The sequence below is a fragment of the Halomonas sp. JB37 genome, from assembly GCF_002332255.1.
Classification (GTDB): Bacteria; Pseudomonadota; Gammaproteobacteria; order Pseudomonadales; family Halomonadaceae; genus Vreelandella; species Vreelandella casei.
The window spans coordinates 2,925,538-2,942,388 of sequence record NZ_NRGW01000001.1 but is presented as its reverse complement, the minus strand read 5'-3'; the positions used below and the strand labels follow the sequence as shown (position 1 = coordinate 2,942,388).

The 16,851-nt window shown below is 54.7% G+C and carries 7 protein-coding genes; 1 reads left to right on the top strand and 6 read right to left on the bottom strand.

What is annotated here, in order from left to right; translation table 11 throughout:
* Positions 1 to 24 precede the first annotated feature (24 nt).
* The 6 genes from CIK78_RS13730 to CIK78_RS13705 are packed head-to-tail and all read right to left on the bottom strand — an operon-like array spanning position 25 to position 14,459.
* Entirely contained in the window at positions 25 to 1,341 is a 1,317-nt protein-coding gene (locus CIK78_RS13730) for an aminotransferase class I/II-fold pyridoxal phosphate-dependent enzyme (protein WP_096281127.1), read from the bottom strand.
* Entirely contained in the window at positions 1,338 to 8,780 is a 7,443-nt protein-coding gene (locus CIK78_RS13725; protein ID WP_096281124.1) for a type I polyketide synthase, read from the bottom strand. The genes CIK78_RS13730 and CIK78_RS13725 overlap by 4 nt, the downstream gene beginning before the upstream one ends.
* A complete protein-coding gene (locus CIK78_RS13720; RefSeq protein WP_096281122.1) occupies positions 8,777 to 10,402 on the bottom strand; it encodes an LTA synthase family protein in 1,626 nt (541 codons plus the stop codon). The genes CIK78_RS13725 and CIK78_RS13720 overlap by 4 nt, the downstream gene beginning before the upstream one ends.
* Positions 10,395 to 11,207, bottom strand: a complete 813-nt coding sequence (locus tag CIK78_RS13715; protein WP_096281120.1) for an SDR family NAD(P)-dependent oxidoreductase — start codon at positions 11,205 to 11,207, stop codon at positions 10,395 to 10,397. The genes CIK78_RS13720 and CIK78_RS13715 overlap by 8 nt, the downstream gene beginning before the upstream one ends.
* Positions 11,204 to 12,442 (bottom strand): capsular biosynthesis protein, encoded by a 1,239-nt coding sequence (locus CIK78_RS13710; protein WP_096281118.1) that lies wholly within the window; start codon positions 12,440 to 12,442, stop codon positions 11,204 to 11,206. Before CIK78_RS13710 ends, CIK78_RS13715 begins: the two co-directional genes overlap by 4 nt.
* Before the next feature lies 1 nt (position 12,443).
* Positions 12,444 to 14,459, bottom strand: a complete 2,016-nt coding sequence (locus CIK78_RS13705; protein WP_096281116.1) for a capsular polysaccharide biosynthesis protein — start codon at positions 14,457 to 14,459, stop codon at positions 12,444 to 12,446.
* A gap of 395 nt (positions 14,460 to 14,854) precedes the next feature.
* On the opposite strand from CIK78_RS13705, the gene CIK78_RS13700 reads away from it, so the two are divergent.
* A complete protein-coding gene (locus CIK78_RS13700; RefSeq protein ID WP_096282389.1) occupies positions 14,855 to 16,750 on the top strand; it encodes a diguanylate cyclase in 1,896 nt (631 codons plus the stop codon).
* Positions 16,751 to 16,851: the final 101 nt, after the last annotated feature.

The window sequence follows — 16,851 nt, the reverse complement described above, 5'->3', positions numbered from 1 at the left end:
CCTTAGCCTTAACGTGCTGATTTATTAGGGCAGCAGCTTGGCGAGTGCATCTAGCGTTTGATCAACCTGCGACCGAGTGTGATCACATGAAAGGAAAAAACGTAGCCGTGCGCTTTTTTCAGGAACCGCCGGATGCAAAATCGGTTGTACGTTAATGTGTTCGGCTAGTAACCCGTGGGAAAGCCGAGCGGCGGCGGCAGAGCTGCCAATAATCACCGGTACGACCGCCGCACCGATGCTTTTACCCGTATCCAGCCCGCGTGCTGTTGCCTGCTCAAGGAAGTAGCGCGAAATGCTGTGAAGTCGCTGTACGCGTTCCGGCTCCTGCTGAAGGAGCTCCAGTGCCATCAATGAAGGCGCTGCCACCTGGGCAGGCATCCCAACGCTGTAGAGAAAACCTGGCGCAAGGTAGCGAAGCATTTCGACCAGCGGTTTGCTGCCGGCAATATAGCCTCCGCAGCCTGCCATGGATTTACTCATGGTGCCCATCCAGATATCCACGTCCCGCGAGTCGATATCAAAGTATTCGCGTAGCCCCAGGCCGGTGTCACCCATCACGCCAAAAGAATGTGCTTCATCAACCATGAGCCATGCTTGGTAGCGTTGCTTAAGTTCGATAAAGCGGGGTAGCTCAGGGATATCGCCATCCATGCTGTATAGCCCTTCAATCACCACTAGAACACGTTCAAACTGATGCCGGTGACGGGCTAGCAGGGCTTCCAGCGCTGCAGGGTCGTTATGGCTAAACGACATGCGTTTGGCGCCTGATAGCTGTGCGCCGACTAACGAGCTGTTGTGAATATATTCGTCGTGAAGTACCAGGTCTTTAGGGCCAAGCAGATAGCCTAGCGTTGACACATTGGTCGCGTGGCCGCTGACAAAGGCAACGGCATCTTCAACGTCATACGCCTTAGCAAGGGCCTGTTCCAATTCTTGATGGATGGGCCGCTCGCCGGACACCACGCGGCTGGCAGAAACCGATGTGCCGTAGCGGGCGACGGCATCGCAGGCGGCCTGGTTAATGCGCGGGTCGCCGGAGAAGCCAAGATAGTTGTAGCTTGCAAAGTTAATGCAGGTATGTCCATTGATGACGCTGGTCGCTCCTGCGGTGCCTTCATGCACTTTAAAGAACGGATCGATCAGTCCCAGCTGCTCTGCAGCTTGACGCATCATAGCGATTTGCTGATAGCCAGGCTGGGCATCAAAGCGTGTGAAACGCTCGGGCACCGAGCGCTGCTCGGCCCCTTTCTCAGATGAAGGGGCATTACTAGTACGCGACGTGGAACGCCTGCGTGCTTGTTCGAGAAGCTGTTGTTTCAGGTCAGAGCGCTTAGCGGTCATGATGTCTCGGTTGTCGATGATGATGTCGCGGGCGCAGGCTCAGCAGTCAATTTTTCACTGCCAAAACCCTCCGTGCCGTGCTGTGCAGCCAGCGAAGCAATCGCGTTCTGCGAGTCGTCGTCAACGTCGTCGTGCTGATGCATTTTTTGAATCAACACACCCGCCAATTTATCCAATGTCGATGCTTCACTGAGCACCATGACTGACACCTGGACGCCCAAACGGTTCTCAATGGCCGTCATTAGCTCAACGCCCATCAGCGAGTCAAAGCCCATGTCGTAAACCGAGCGATGAATATCGAGCTTGTCTTCATCAATCAGTAAAATGCTGGCCAATTCGGTGCGCAGTAGCTCCGTTACCGTGCTGTGCAGCTCCTCAGGGGAAAGGTCGGCCAGCAGGGCGCTGATGTCATCGTCTGCGTCCACGCTGCTGTCGTCGTCACTGGCGCGGGCAATTTCGTTAAAGCGAGGCGCCTCAGCTGTTGGCAGGAAGCGAGCAAGCGCACCCCACTCAAGCTCTAGCACGCCCAGGCTTGGCCCTGGCGTTAACAGCATTTGTTCGAGCACGTTAAGCGCATCATCTGAATGCAGCGCCGAACCGCCTAGGCGTTCTTGCAGCGCATCCCGAGTGCGGGTGTTGCGGGCCAAAAAGCCGACATCGTCAATCGCGCCCCAGCGTACACAGGTTGCCGGCAACCCTTCCGCGCGGCGATTAGCCGCAAAGCCTTCTAGCCAGTGGTTAGCCGCCACGTAGTTGGCTTGGCCAGGGTTGCCGAATAGCGTAGTGGCAGAAGAATAGAGAATGAAGAAGTCCAGCGCCGCCTCGCGAGTCAATGCATCTAAATGACGGGCGCCGTCGATTTTGGGTGCTAATACTTTCTGGATCCGTTCGGCATCTAAGTTGCGGATCAAGCCATCGTCAATCACCGTGGCGGCGTGAACAATACCGCGCAAAGGTGCGAGCTCGCTTTTCGCCCGCTCAAGTACCGTTGCCAGTGCGGAGCGATCGGTAATGTCGCAGGCCAAGGCGAGTACTTTCACCCCTTGCTGCTCAAACGCCGCGATAGCTGCTTGAGCTTCTTCTGTGGCGGGGCCGCTGCGGCTAAGCAGAATCAGCTGCCGTGCGCCTTTTGCTACCAGCCACTGAGCCGTTTTTAAGCCAAAGCCGCCGAGGCCGCCCGTCACTAAGTAGCTGGCCTGTTCTGGGAGCGCCATCGTCGCCGTGCCTAATAAGTCGTGCTTGGGCGGCGCAATGGGCTGTTCGTAAGTCACCACCACTTTGCCAATCTGACGCGCCTGCTGCATATAGCGGAAGGCGTCGATCACCTGGCTGTGGCTGAACGAGGTAAACGGCAGAGGGCTCAGCGTGCCGTCATTGAACAGTGCCATCATTTCGCCAAACAGGCGCTGGGTGAGCGCAGGCTGTACCTTCATGAGCTGGTCCGAATCGATGCCGAAGTAGCTCAGGTTGTTGCGGAAAGGGCGCAGGCCAATGTGAGTATTTTCATAGAAGTCGCGCTTACCTAGTTCTAAAAAGCGACCAAACGGGCGCAGCGCGCGTAGGTTCTGATTGATTGCTTCCCCGGCTAGCGAGTTAAGCACTACGTCAACACCTTCGCCCTGGGTATCTTCGAGAATCTCTTCTGCGAAGGTGAGCGAGCGTGAATCGTAAAGCCGCTCGATGCCCATCAGACGCAGAAAATCACGTTTTTCGTCAGAGCCGACCGTGGCGTAAATTTCCGCTCCCAGCCACTGAGCGATTTGTATAGCCGCGATGCCCACACCGCCTGCTGCGCCGTGAATCAGTACCTTTTCGCCTGGCTCTACCCGGGCCAAATGCTTGAGTGCGTAATAGACAGTGAAGAAAGTGGTGGGAATGGTGGCCGCGGCGGCAAAGCTAATGCCTTCCGGTAATGGCGCAATGGCATGCTGGCTAGCGATGACGCAGTCACTGAAACTGGCCGGGCCGAAGCCCACTACGGCTTGCCCCGGTGTCACGTGCGTCACGTTGCTGCCCACGGCTTCAACCACGCCCGAAAACTCAAGGCCTAGCGTTGGCCCGGCAAAGCCGTTTTCAATCGCTTCATCAGAAAGCAGTCCCAGGGTATACATGACATCGCGAAAGTTCAGCCCAGTGGCTTTAACGCGAATTTCCACTTCGTCAGCACTGGCTGCCGGCAGAGGGCGCGGGCGCCATGCTAGCTGGCGTAGCTGGCCGGGCATAGCAAAGCCCAGCGTCATCGCCTGGCGGGGCTGCTCGCTTGAGGTTGCCGTTTCAGGCTGCGGCGCAGGTAGCGTACGTAGCCGTGTGGCAAAGCGGTGGCCTTGGCTATCGATCAGCGCTTCGTTTTCGCTATCGGGCTGGCTGAGTAGCTTCGCCCATGTATCAAGAGCCGGCACGCTAATGGCCGCCGGTATATCCAGCAGATAAACGCTGTGCCCTACGGCTTCATTGGCAAGCGAGCGGCCAAAGCCCCATAGCACAGCATCACCGGGCGCATCGTGATCATCTGGTGTGTGGCTAGCGCATTGCCAAAGCGAGCTAAGGCCTCGGGTGACCAGCCATAGCGAGGCCGCGAGCGACTGCTGCTCTAATGCCAGCGTCCACTGCAAGGCGTGCTCGCAGCGTGCAGTTTGCTCGGCTGTGCTGCTAGCGCCTAGCCCACGTAAATCGATCACATTAAGCGTTAGGTCACTATGATTAGCTAACATTGGTTCGGACAGCGCATCGGCCAATAGCGCAGCAGGCACGTTTTGGCTGATGCTGAGCAGGGCAGACGCGCCCAACTGCTGCAGTGTTTCAACCAAGCTTGCAGCGACTGTTTCGCTAGCTGAATCAGCGACCACTAAGTGGCGACGTGAGCGTGCATTGGAAATTGTTTCAACTGATTTTTCGGGATAATGCGCATGCAGAAGATAAGCACCGCTGCCGCTTTCTTCTAGTGCCATAGGCGCAGAAACGACAAAGCCTTGATCGTTTAGCCAGCCGATCAACGTATCTTGTTCCAGCGCGGTTTGATCAATATCCGGTGTGGCCAGCAGATCATCAAGCCAGCGGCTGGGAGAAATGCCAATAAGCATTAACTGGGCACCAGGGGCAAGCTGTGCGGGTAGCGCTTCAATTAACTGGCGCGTGGCTGCGGGCTGAGTGACATTGACGCTGACGAATGCCAGCTGTGCTTTTTCAGCGCAAGCGGGCTCAGTAAGCGAGGAAAAACCTTCTTGACTCAGGTGCTGTACGTCCATCAGCGGGAAGCGTTCTTGCAGCTGCTCTGCCTGATGACGGGCGGTGTCGTGGGTGGTAATCACACGATAATGGCTGAGGTCGCTATTGGCCGCGTGCCTGCTGCGTTCCAGCAAACGCTCGCCCAGCGCGGGCGCACTAGGGCCGGCTTCCAGAAGCTGCAGACGCTGCCCGGCGGGTAGGGACGCTAACAGTGCATCTACCAGCTGCCCCAGCTCGCCCGCGATGGCTTGCCAACCGCTTTCACCCACTAGAACACGATTTAAGCGCGCTAAGTGGTCATGGCTAATGCCTAAAGAGTCTAAGTCGCTAGTGCCGCTGCGCAGTGCATTTTGATGTAGTCCTAAACGGCCTACGAGGTGGATCGGGGCAAAGTAGTCCGGGTAGTCTTGCACCAGCAGTTGCCAGATAACGTCTGGCGAATGCTGTGCTTGATCTGCTTCTTGCGACGTTTCTTGACCTGTTTCTTGAGCTAGGCTTTGCTGGGCAAACGCATCGCTCAGGCTATCAAGCAACGGCGCTACTTCATTGCCATAGCGCTGGCCGGTTCGTTCAGTGTAAATACTGACGATATTGGCCAGTTGCGCCAGTGCTTCGGCTGGTAATGTCAGCGGTTTGGCCTGAAGTGGCGCTGGCGTAAGCTCAATATCAAGATAGCTAAAGTGCTGATGATGGGCGCGGTTGAGGCGAATTGCTTTAAAGCGAGTTTTGCTCAGTACGGCAACAGCGTTCCCGGCCGCGTCATACAGCTCAAAATCAGCGGTAAACGAGTGCGGTGCACGCTTGCCCATCACCGCACGGGCTAATACGGGCGCGCCTGCCTGGGTATTTACCTGAATGCGCCCAACGCGTACCGGCACAAAGGCCAGCTGTGCGGCAAATTCGCTGTGCTGCGCGAGCAGCGGTATAAACATTTGAAAGGCGCTGTCCAGAATGCCAGGGTGTACGTGCAGCGTGGTGAGCTGCGCTTGAACCGCCTCCGACAGGGCAATTTCGCCGATGACCGCATCGCCTTCAATCCATCCGCGTGAAATGGCTTGAAAAGAAGGGCCGTAGTGAAGGCCAATGCGCTCGGCCATTTGCAGATGATCGTTTAGCGTGTAGTCCGGCGCGCGACTGGGGAGCGCAGGTGCTTTGCGATTAAGCAGGAAGCCACGGCTCTCACGCATTGTGCGTGCCACGGCATTCAACTGCCATTCACTGCTGGTAGCTGGTTCGCGCGAGTGAATTTCTAGGCGACCGTCTTCGGGCAGATAGGCAAGGCGCATGGTGCGACCATGAGTGCCGTCTAGCAGCAGCGGGGCGCGAATTTCTAGCTCTTCTATATCCAGCAGCGGAGTATCTTTTAGCTGCAGCGCTGCCGCGAGCATGAGCTCGACAAACCCGGCGCCGGGGAAGACTGCCCCTTCGCCAACGACGTGGTCTGCAAGCCAGGGCTGGCGCTGGGTGTCGAGCTGGCTTTCCCACGTGTGTTCATGCTGAGAAAGCGAGTAGCCCAACAGTGGGTGCTGATAATAACGGCCGAGCAGGCCTTGGCTGTCGCTGGTGCTTTGCACCCAGTGATGCTCACGTTGCCAGGCATAGCGCGGTAACGGTACGCGCTTACCCTCAACGGGGAAAAAGTTGCTGTCTAGAGCAAGGCCGCTTAGCAGCAGCTGGCTTAAGCAGCGCTGTAATCCGTCAAGCCCTGACTTATGGCGCTCAATGGTGCCAAAAACGAGGCCCGGGCATTCTAACTGGCGCAGAGAGTCGTTGAGATAACGCCACAAGATAGGATGTGCGCCGATCTCGATAAACACGTTATGGCCTTGCTGAATCAATGCGCTGGCAGCATCGTCAAACAGCACCGGTTCACGGATATTTTTCCACCAGTAGATGGCATCTAGATCACGACCATCAATTAGTGTGCCGGTCACGGTGGAATAGTAGGGAATTTGCGTGGCCTGCGGGGCTATGTCGGCCAGTGCATGAATGACGCCAGCTTCAATGCTATCCATCGCCGGGCTATGGAAGGCGTAATCCAGTGGCAAACGCTTAGCGAAGATACTCTTGTCGCTCAGGGCCGCTTCCAATGCGCCTAGCTGTGCGCTGTCGCCTGCCAACGTAATGCCTTTCGGGCTATTAATGCCGGCCAAGCACACGTTATCGAACCCCGGCTTTGCCAGCCATTCAGCAATGTCGTCGGCGCTGATAGCGACGGCGGTCATGACGCCTTGGCCGCGAGTTTTACCTTGATAGTCGCTACGGAAGTAAATGACTTTGACCGCATCTTCCAGACTTAGCGCGCCGCTGGCCCAGGCGGCGGCAACTTCACCGACGCTATGGCCGAAAACCGCGGTGGGCGTAATGCCTTGATGGCGAAGCCACTCTGTGAGCGCTACCTGCAGCGCAAATAGGGCAGGCTGGGCTATCTCAGTCAGCGTAAAACGGTCTTGTTCAGCCGGGGCTTGGGCCTGCGGGTTTTCAGTATTGCGACCTTCAAGCTCGGCGCGTAAAGAGAAATCACCGTACTGCTGAAATAATGCATCAACACGGCCTATCGCCTCAGCGAAGACCTGTGAATCCTGTAGCAGGTCGCGCCCCATGGTTTCCCACTGGCAGCCGTTGCCGTCGTAAACAAAAACTGGCCCCGCCGCGTTGGATAAGCGCGTAAGTAGCGTAGTGCTTTTGGTTTCACCCGCTGCAAATTTACTCAGAGCGATAGCCGCTTCTTCTGACGTCTGAGCAAAAAACAGGGCGCCATGGCTATGCTGGTCGCGGCGGTTAAACAGCGTATGGGCGATATCGTACAGCGGCGTAGAGCCGTTTTCGCGCAAATAGCTGGCCAGCGCATCGGCGCTTTGTGTGAGCGCGGCTTCGCTACGCGCGCTAAGGCGAATGGGTAGTCGTGCGCCGGGTGTTTGTGGCGTTGGCTGAGTTCGCTCAGGTGGGCTTTCTAAAATAACGTGGGCATTGGCCCCGCCAAAACCGAAAGAGTTAATGCCAATAACCAGGCGGCCCTGTTTTTTTAGCGCTTGGCCCTTGGTAACCACCGACAGATTCCACTCATCAAATTTGATGCGCGAATTGAGTTTGCGAATCCCAATGGTGGCCGGTACTTCACGGTGCTGAATGCTATAAAGCGCTTTTGCTAACCCAGCAACGCCAGAGGCGGTTTCCAGGTGGCCAAGGTTGCTTTTAACCGAGCCAATCAGTAGCGGTGTTTTACGGTACTGACCGAGCGCCTCGCCAATGGCGCGAGCTTCAATCGGATCGCCCACCGCGGTGCCTGTGCCATGAGCTTCTAAGTAGTCGATCTCATCGGGTGCTATGCCCGCCTGCTGATAGGCGCGCTTCATCAAGTCAATCTGGGCGTTGGGGTTAGGGACGGTCAGGCCGGATTTGTGACCGTCGGTGTTGACCGCAGAACCTGCCACAACGGCCATAATATTGTCGCCATCGGCAACCGCTTGATCATACTCTTTGAGCAGGAAAATGCCGGCGCCTTCCGAGCGCACATAGCCATTTCCGGAGTCATCGAATACCTGACAGCGGCCCGTCGGCGAGAGCATGCTGGCTTTGGAGAAAATAATAAAACCGTAAGGGTGCAGGTGCAGGCTAATGCCGCCTGCCAGCGCCATATTAGTTTCACCACTGCGAATCGATTGGCAGGCCTGGTGAAAGGCCACCATGGAAGACGAGCAGGCGGTATCCAGCGACATGCTGGGACCATGTAAATCGAACACATATGATAGACGGTTCGATGCAATGCTCGACGTATTGCCAGTGGCGGTTGAGGCATCAATCGCCGCCATATCGTCTGCGATGCGATAGGAATAGTCTAAGCTTGCGACGCCTAAAAATACCCCGCACTGGCTACCGCGCAGGGAGCTGGGTGTAATGCTGGCATCTTCCATGGCCTCCCAGGCGAGCTCTAACAGCATGCGCTGCTGAGGATCCATATTGGCCGCTTCGCGAGGCGAAATGCCAAAAAACTCAGCGTCAAACCCGCTGATATCACCCAGGCTACCGGCGGCAAACGTCACGCTGGTGCCGGGGTGGCGTTTGTCAGGGTGCTGGAAAGCTTCATGGCTCCAGCGGTCGGCTGCCACTTCAGTGACTAAATCTTTTTCGGCTTGCAGGTCCTGCCAGAACGTTTCAGGGGTGGTGCCGGGGAAACGATGGGCGGCGCCGATAATGGCAACGCGTTTAGTCATTCTTGCTCCTGAGGTTCTGGTTCTGCCTTGATCATAACGCTACTTATATCGTGTCCAAACACTTGTTTGAATAACTGGACGCCAAGTTCGTTTGCGGCTAATTCGTAAGGTTCGTTGGCGCTTGCCAACCGTTCGCCTGCTGCTAACAAGTGCTGTGCTTCCGGGCCCTGCGTTGACCATATCATGTAGGGGGTGCGGCTATCCGGCGGCGTAAAATATTCATAGGCCTCCGGTAGAATGGGCACATGGTCACCATACCAGCCTAGCAGCCCCTGCCGATTTGCTGTATTTAATGTGCTTTTAACGCTCGCTAGCATCTTGTCGGATTCACCAAGATGGTGCAAATAGACAGCAAGATCGCGTAAATGATCCGGTAATGGCCAAGGCGCGCCGGGCATCGTCGCGGCTAGCGTGTCTTGACTGGGCGTTTCTAGATGCAGCGGGCCGTGATTCTCCATGGTGATCACAAAAACAAATAGCGGCCTATTATCGTCATCTTCAAGCAGGCGTCCAATCTTTCGTGCCACCGCTCGGTCACTGATGTATTGACCTGCTTTGTCGCTGCTCTCAAATGCACTGATATCCACGAATTGGTCAAAGCCCATCTGCGGTATCACTTTGTGGCGAAAGTAGAAGCTTGCCAGATAGGGATGCACGCAGACCGTACGGTAACCTGCTGCTTTAAAAGAACTTGCCAAGCTGGGAAGCGTGTGACGTGATAACGTACGGTAAGGATTGAATTGGCGCGCGCCCCATTTCTCAGGGGCGATGCCCGTTAGCACAGCGCATTCAGTGCGAACAGTATTGGCGCCCCAGGCAGGCACGTTTAGCGGGCCGTGAAGCGTAGCGTTTGCGCGGGTGGTATCAAAATGATGCAGAAGACCGCTGTCAACGTCGTCACACCACGAACGTGGGTCAAAGAATGACTCGCTCTGAATGAATACCACATTAGGTAGTGATTGCTCAGTTGGATGCGCTTTCGCTACTTCTGTTAATGCATGAAAGGGCGATTGCTCAGGCTTAGGCACGGGGGCACGCATAAGCGCCACGCCGTAGGCCCAGAGGCTAGCAAATAGTCCTAGCTGGTGCATGTCGTGTACGGGTTGCAACGTGATGGCAGGCTGCTTGGGCAGGCTGAATGACAGGAGCAGCACGCCTATAGCAATGACCTCAAACGCACCGATTAAAAAGCGGCTCGCGCCTTCGCTTGTGACAAGCGATGTTTCCCAATAGAAAAAAGCGCCAATAGCCACAGCCCCTGCGCTGCTGGCGGCAATCGCTAGCCCAACGCCAAAGAAAGGGACGTATAAGCGTGGGTGCAGTATGGCGTCCCAAAAGTATTCAAAATCGTGGCAGATAAACGGCTCGTTAAGCGTGCGTGATTTGCTATTGCTCGACTGAATAACAACCAACTGCAGCGAAAGCACCACCACTACCGCAAACCAGGGGCGTTGTAGCAGCAATGCCAAGAGTCCAAAGAGCAGCAGCCAAGAGCCGGTATGGGTGACATTAACCGCGATGCTGCGCTGCCAAAATGGGCGTGGTCGCGGGTTGAGCAAAGCTTCAAAAGCGCTGCACATTACCAGCCCCACAAGAAGTGGCCACATCAGCGCACTAATCATGCGGAGTCTCCCCGTGATGATTAAAGCCCAGGCGTTGAATTAGCCACTGAGAAACGCCAGCGGGCAGTACGGCAAGCCACCAGGTGCCAAAGTTAAGCGGGAAGGGAAAGCTGATGCGCGATCGATTAGCCGCGATGCCGCGTTTAATCGCCTTAGCGGCGCGCTCGGGTGGCCATTCCCAGGGTTTAGGCCCAGGCATTGCATCACACATAGGCGAGGTAACATAGCCGGGCATCACCACTGTCACGCCAATGCCGTGAGGGGCTAGCAGCCCGCGAAGGCCTTCGCCGTAGGCTTTTATGCCTGCTTTACTAGCGCTGTAGCTGGGCGTAGTGGGCAAGCCGTGCCATGCGGCAAGCGAGCTAATAAAGACCAGCTGACCGCTGCCACGATTTTGCATAGCAGGTACTAAATGCTGGGCCATCGCGATAGGCGTTTTAAGGTTAAGATCTAGCAGCGCTTGTACTTCTCCCCAGGGCTCTAGCATGTCGGCTCCTTGGGGATGGGTGTTTTTGCCCGCGTTAGCGATGACGATATCTGGCACTTGGTTGGTGCATAGTTCGTCCAACCACGCCTTTAGAGCATGATCATCGGTTAGGTTGATGTTCGAAAGTGTGACCTTGGCACCCTGGTGGCGGCAAATCTCGGCTAGGGCCTCTAGTTTATCCTGCTGTCGTCCGTGCAGGATAAGCTGCGTATTTGGAGCCGCGTAGGCGCGCGCCAGGGCACCGCCAATGGCGCCGGTAGCGCCAGTGATCAGCACGCAGTGGTGATGGTTTTCAGCCGTTTTCTGAAGGGCGGTCATAGCAGTTTCTCCAGCGGCGACGGGCAGGCTTCTAGCACCCGCGCGGCGTTGTCGACGGCTAAATCAATGCTAGGCTGACAGTAATAGCCGCCATTGATTTGAACCGCGTGCATCACCGTTTTCTGAAAATAGCCAAACAGCTCTGCGCTAGGCGGCTGTGGCTGCTGCCAAAAGTCTTCAAGGCTGCCTTGGTCGGTGAGCCCCGTCAGATTGTAGATAGGGTCGCTTAGTGCGAACGTTGGGCAGTGTTTTTCAAGCGAAACGATACCCACCGTACTGTTAACGGTTACGTTGCCTTTGGCGTGCTTGAGCAGCGCGTTAAGGTCGCCAGACTCCAGGTAAACAATGCGCCCTTGCAAGCCGTAGTGATCAGCGAGCCGGCGGATGATTTTAGGGTAGTTGGTGAGGCCCATATCCAGCGGATGATTCTTAATGCACAGCATCGCATCGCTGGGTGCATGCTGCGCAAATGAGCCCATAACATGCTCCATCACTGCCTGCATATCGGCGTAGGGTGAGTGGTAGCGAATCTGGGCGTCGCTGTTTAATTGCAGCGGCAGCATAAAGTAGGGGCGGCCGCTCTCAATCAGTTGTTTGATACGCTGGGCGTCGCGTTTTTTCCAGAACTTCAGCTGGGTGAAGCGCTTGACGTAGCCTGCATACTCAACGGGTGCGCTAATTGGCGCGTGATTGCGATAGCGGGGCGCGACCAGCGGATTCGCCAGACCCGCCAAGTGATAGCTAACGTCATGCATCGCGCGAATCTTAAAAGAAGATCGAAAGCGTACCGGGGCGGGTGGTTCGGGTAGCGCTTTGCCGGTCTCGTAAAACCAGCGTGGATCACGGGGCAACAGCGAATGGCCATTAACGCCTTCACGCTCTAAGGTAATCCAGAAGGGGCGAAAGTAGCCTTCTTCAAACACATGAGTACGTACGCCAGCTGCCGCCGCATTATCGACCGCGGGGCGATGAATGGGCCGACGGTCACCAAACATCACTTGGTCAGTAATGGCGTACTTTTGCCACAGTGCTTTGATATAACCTGGTAGCTCGTCTTCAGCGCCGCGAAAGAGGTGGCTTTCGCCATGGGTACGCTGCCAGTAGGCGATATCGCCTGCATTGAAGTTGACCTTTACAACGCGATGCCCGTCATTCACCAGGCGCTTGGCTAAGCGTGGGTAAAACGGTGAGCAAACGCCTTGCAAAAATAAGAATGCACGCTTCGGATGCTTCAACTCAATGCCTTTTAATCAACAAGTTACGATAACAGCGGTAAAAATGCTGTTTCCATGTAAGGGTAGAATGTTGTGTTCTTGCCTGTTCCAACAGGCTAACGACCGTTTCAGCATTGCATAGCTGCCCGGACGCTGGGTCCACATAGCCGGGATACAAAATCAGCGTACCTGCAACTAGCGCGTCCAATGAGAGCGAACGCGTGCGGCGTGGGCAGCTAAGCGAATCGTGTGTTAACCCCCAGCCAGCATAAAATGGCAGACCATACGTGCACACTTCACGCTGGCGCAGAAGTGCTTCAAATCCTGTTAAGGAACTCATCGTGTGAACGGCATCAACACGCTCTAACAACGCCGCGATATCGAGACCGCTGGCCTCTAGATCATACAGGCGTTTGGCATTGGTATCGAGTTTACCGATGCGCGCCCCGCTCAATACGTCAGGGTGGGCTTTATAAATGATAAAGGCGTCCGGATGGGCGCTACGCACGGCACTTAATAACCCGCTATTGGTGGTGATATGGGGTGAGCCTGTAGCAATCGAAGCATCGCTTTCCACTTGGCCGGGTACCAGAATCGTATAGCGATCCTGAGGTAGGTCAATGTCTGTTTGTCCGCGCACGTTGTATTTAGAGAGCTTGAGCGCCACGAGCCGTTCACGCAGCTGCTTGGCGCGAAGTAGCAGGTCATCGCTAAACGTGGTGTTGGTAAGCAGTGTCTCTAAGTCACTGGGTTGGCCGGGGTCGTAATAGATACCCTGGGAGTCAATGACGAGTGACAGCGGCTGAGTTAAGTCAACTCCCAGGCCCACCGAGCGAATAAAACCATCTTCCATCCGCCATAATGTTTCCATGTGCTGGGCATATTGGCGTTTAAAGTTCGCATCAATGCGGCTTGACCAGACCAGTAGCCGCTTTGAATCTGGCTCAGCGGTTAGTGCACTAGGTAGCTTTGGCTGATACTCGACCTGAGCGGCGGTGCCTAGAAAATCGCCAATAAAGCGTCGCTTCCAGGATGAAAAGCCACAGGCTAACCATGCGCCTCGATAGCGTTCCTGCTGGCGCTTTTGATCGGTGATCAGGGCGATGGTTTCTTCCAGCGTGGCGGGTTGTTGGGTGTAAGGGTTAGCGTAGCGGCAGTAGCGCAAATAGGCCGCGGCAAACACTTCTGTCAGCGTACGCGCTTGGCGGCGTCGATGGCAGGGAATTTGATCAAGTGTTAATCCCCAGCCTGCGTAAAACGGTATGCCGAAACAGTTGACCTGCTTGCCCGCTAGCAGGGCTTCAAAGCCGAGTTGGCTGGTCACCACATAGACGTGGTCCACGTGATCAAAAAGCGCCCAGGGGTTGAGATCTTCACTGATGACATGGCAACGAGGGTGCTCAGCGGCTTTTAGCAGGTGGCCTTGCTTCTTACCCGCGATGACGTCCGGATGAATTTTAACCAAAATCTCAGCATCGGGGTGCTCGCTCAAGGCCGCTTCAAGCATCTGCTCAAAGCTTTCAGCACTCGCGCCGCCATAATGAATGGACGCGTCGCCAGCGGTTTGATCAACAACCAATACACGCGCCTGGTTTGATGCCTGAATAGGGTGATCCACGGCGTGGTTATATTTGGATAGCCGATAGCGGGCAATCAACGCCATACAGCGCGTTGCTTGGTCTAGCTCTTCATCATCAAAGGTATCGGTGTTGAGCCAGTTTTCTAAGTCAGAGGGGCGCGAGGCATCGTAATAAATACCAGTATGGTCGACGACAAGACTATGTGGCTGAAAGCCATTAACACCCAGGCCTAGCGAACGTAGGAAGCCATCTTCTAGCGCAATATAGGGCAATTGGTGGCGTTGGGCATACCCTCGGGCACGCACGCTGGTCTGCTTTAATCCCCAGCCGATCACCGCGTTTGGTTTCCGCTTCACTGGGTTTATGCGTTCAAAACGATCAAATTCGGTCAGCAGGGCAGGCAGGGCACTAACCTTGCGAATGCCTGATGATGTGTAGCCTGCTGTTCGTTTCGCCATAAATTAAGGCCGCAGTGAGATGACAAAAGAGTAGGCGGGCGAACATACGTGAAATAGCGGTAGGTATCAATTCAGCAATGCTGATTGTGAATGCTGCCGACTAAAACCTGAAATTTGATGCTGAGCGCGATTTTTAAATAGCGGCTGATGTCCGTATAGCATGGATGTTTTAACGCGCGCCCAGTGCTCTTTTTTGATAACCTCATGATGTGAATATAATTAATAATACTGAGGCTTTGGTTGCGGCGAATGAATTTGATCTATAGCAAGGTAATCCGGTGCCATTAGCGCAACGTTTAAAATTCAAGCGATTTATTAGCTTCCACTCCTTAAAAGGTCGGCTTCTGCTGGGTCTGGCTTTTACCTGGATTTTAGTCGTGACGTTAGTACTTGGCATGGCTTGGCAAGCAGGCAAAGCCATGGTGCAGGAGACCAATATGGTTCATCTGCGCTACGAAGCAACATTATTAGCCGATGAAGTTACCCAGCAAATAGAGTCGCGCTTTCAGGCGCTTAAACGTTTAGACACTATCATTGGCAATAATGACAATACGCAATGGTTAAACGCCCAGCTGCGAGTAAACGACGCCCTAATCGCATGGTTTGAGGGGGTGATAGTGGCGGATTCAAGTGGACGAATAGTCGCTGACTGGCCCGCCGTTAGCGGACGCATTGGGCTCGAAAGTGAAGAGCGTGAGTATTTTAGGATGCTGCGTGGTACTCGTCAGCCTTACGTCAGCGAACCCTTTATAGGACGTGCGAGCGGCATACAGATGGTGCTGGTAAGCGTTCCACGTCTCAATGCAGAGGGCGAGTTCACCGGTTTGATTGGCGGTATTGTGAGCCTTAACTCTGGCGGCTTGTTTGACCGTCTATCAAAGGTTCGGTTGGGCGAGAAAGGCTATGCGGGCGTCGCTACGGCTTCGGGCAAAGTTTTATATCACCCAAATAAATCGCTGATTAATGCTTTGGTACCCAGTGCTTCATTTAACCCTTGGTTGGACTTGGCATTGGATGGGTGGGAGGGCGATAGCGCTGGAGTGCTGCGAGACGGTCAAATGGCGCTGCAATCATACGCCCAAGTATGGCCGGCCAGCTGGATAGTGGGGCTCTATTTGCCCGTTGATCAGGCTCAGCTTCCGCTTTCAGAATTTATTTATCGGCTGTGGTGGGCGTGGTTTATGCTCGCTATATTAATGATGCCGTTAATGTGGTGGGTGCTCGCGCGCGTTTTAACGCCGTTGAAGCATTTAGAGATCCAAATTGGAGAGGTGGGGGTAGGTCAGCGGGAGCAGGTTGCTTTAGCGACGACGAGGGAAGAGCTGCAGCAGGTTGCTACCACCTTTAATCGGGTCGAAAGCGAGCGCCAACTACTCGTCGAACATTTACAAGAGCGCCAAGCTTTCTTAGATTCTGTGCTCAATGCGGCTCCGCAAGGAATGTTCGTCACTAATATTGATGGCTATATTACTTACATGAACCCTTCGCTGCTGGATATGCTGGGAATTTCCGCAGACCTATCCATGGAGGCGTTGCTGGCCCAAATCCACATAGATGATCGTGTTGGAGCACGAGATATGTGGCGGCATAGTCTACACACCAGCAGTGATTTTGTTCGTCAGCTGCGATTCTTGCGCAGCGATGATGAGTTGCTTTGGTTGGACTTGCATGCGCGAGTAGTCACGCTTTCTCAAGATGGCCATAAATTAGGTTTAGTAGGTGTTGTCAAAGATATTACCGAGCGCCGGGAGCAAGAAGCTATTCAGCGCTGGGAGGCGGAACACGATCCGTTAACGGGGTTGTTGAATCGTCGTGGTTTTGAGCGTCGCCTTGAGGAGGCCTTTGCTGATTTTCAAAAAACTAGCACTCCTTCAGCTCTTTTATTATTTGATTTAGATCATTTTAAACCCATCAATGATGAGGGTGGGCACGCTCTTGGTGACGAGATGTTGCGGCGCATTGCACAGGTTGTGGCCTGGGAGGTGCGTCGTAGTGATCATGTTGCCCGTCAGGGCGGGGATGAGTTTGGTGTATTGCTGCCTAGCTGTACTTTAGTTCAGGCGCAAAGGATAGCTGAATCTTTGCGCAAGGAGGTAGGCGAAATATCGGTGACTCATGAGGGTAAGGAGTACAGCGTTACGTTAAGTATTGGTGTTACCACCTTTGATGAGAACGATACTAGCTTACGCGATTCTTTGGTGCGCGCTGATGCCGGCAGTTATAAAGCTAAAGATCAAGGCCGTGACGGGGTCGTTGTGAATATGGCTTGCGACCATGATGAGATGATGTAGCGCGTGTAGTGCTTCAAAAGAGCCTCAGTTAAAAATAGCTTCAGGCTGAAATGAGTAGCTAGACGCCAAGAATTAGGATATTCGTCAGTGACAAATCACGC

Excerpts from the sequence above, each read along its gene's own strand:
- CIK78_RS13730 (WP_096281127.1), bottom strand. The coding sequence starts at position 1,341 with ATGACCGCTAAGCGCTCTGACCTGAAACAACAGCTTCTCGAACAAGCA.
- CIK78_RS13725 (WP_096281124.1), bottom strand. The coding sequence starts at position 8,780 with ATGACTAAACGCGTTGCCATTATCGGCGCCGCCCATCGTTTCCCCGGC.
- CIK78_RS13720 (WP_096281122.1), bottom strand. The coding sequence starts at position 10,402 with ATGATTAGTGCGCTGATGTGGCCACTTCTTGTGGGGCTGGTAATGTGC.
- CIK78_RS13715 (WP_096281120.1), bottom strand. The coding sequence starts at position 11,207 with ATGACCGCCCTTCAGAAAACGGCTGAAAACCATCACCACTGCGTGCTG.
- CIK78_RS13705 (WP_096281116.1), bottom strand. The coding sequence starts at position 14,459 with ATGGCGAAACGAACAGCAGGCTACACATCATCAGGCATTCGCAAGGTT.
- CIK78_RS13700 (WP_096282389.1), top strand. The coding sequence starts at position 14,855 with ATGGCTTGGCAAGCAGGCAAAGCCATGGTGCAGGAGACCAATATGGTT.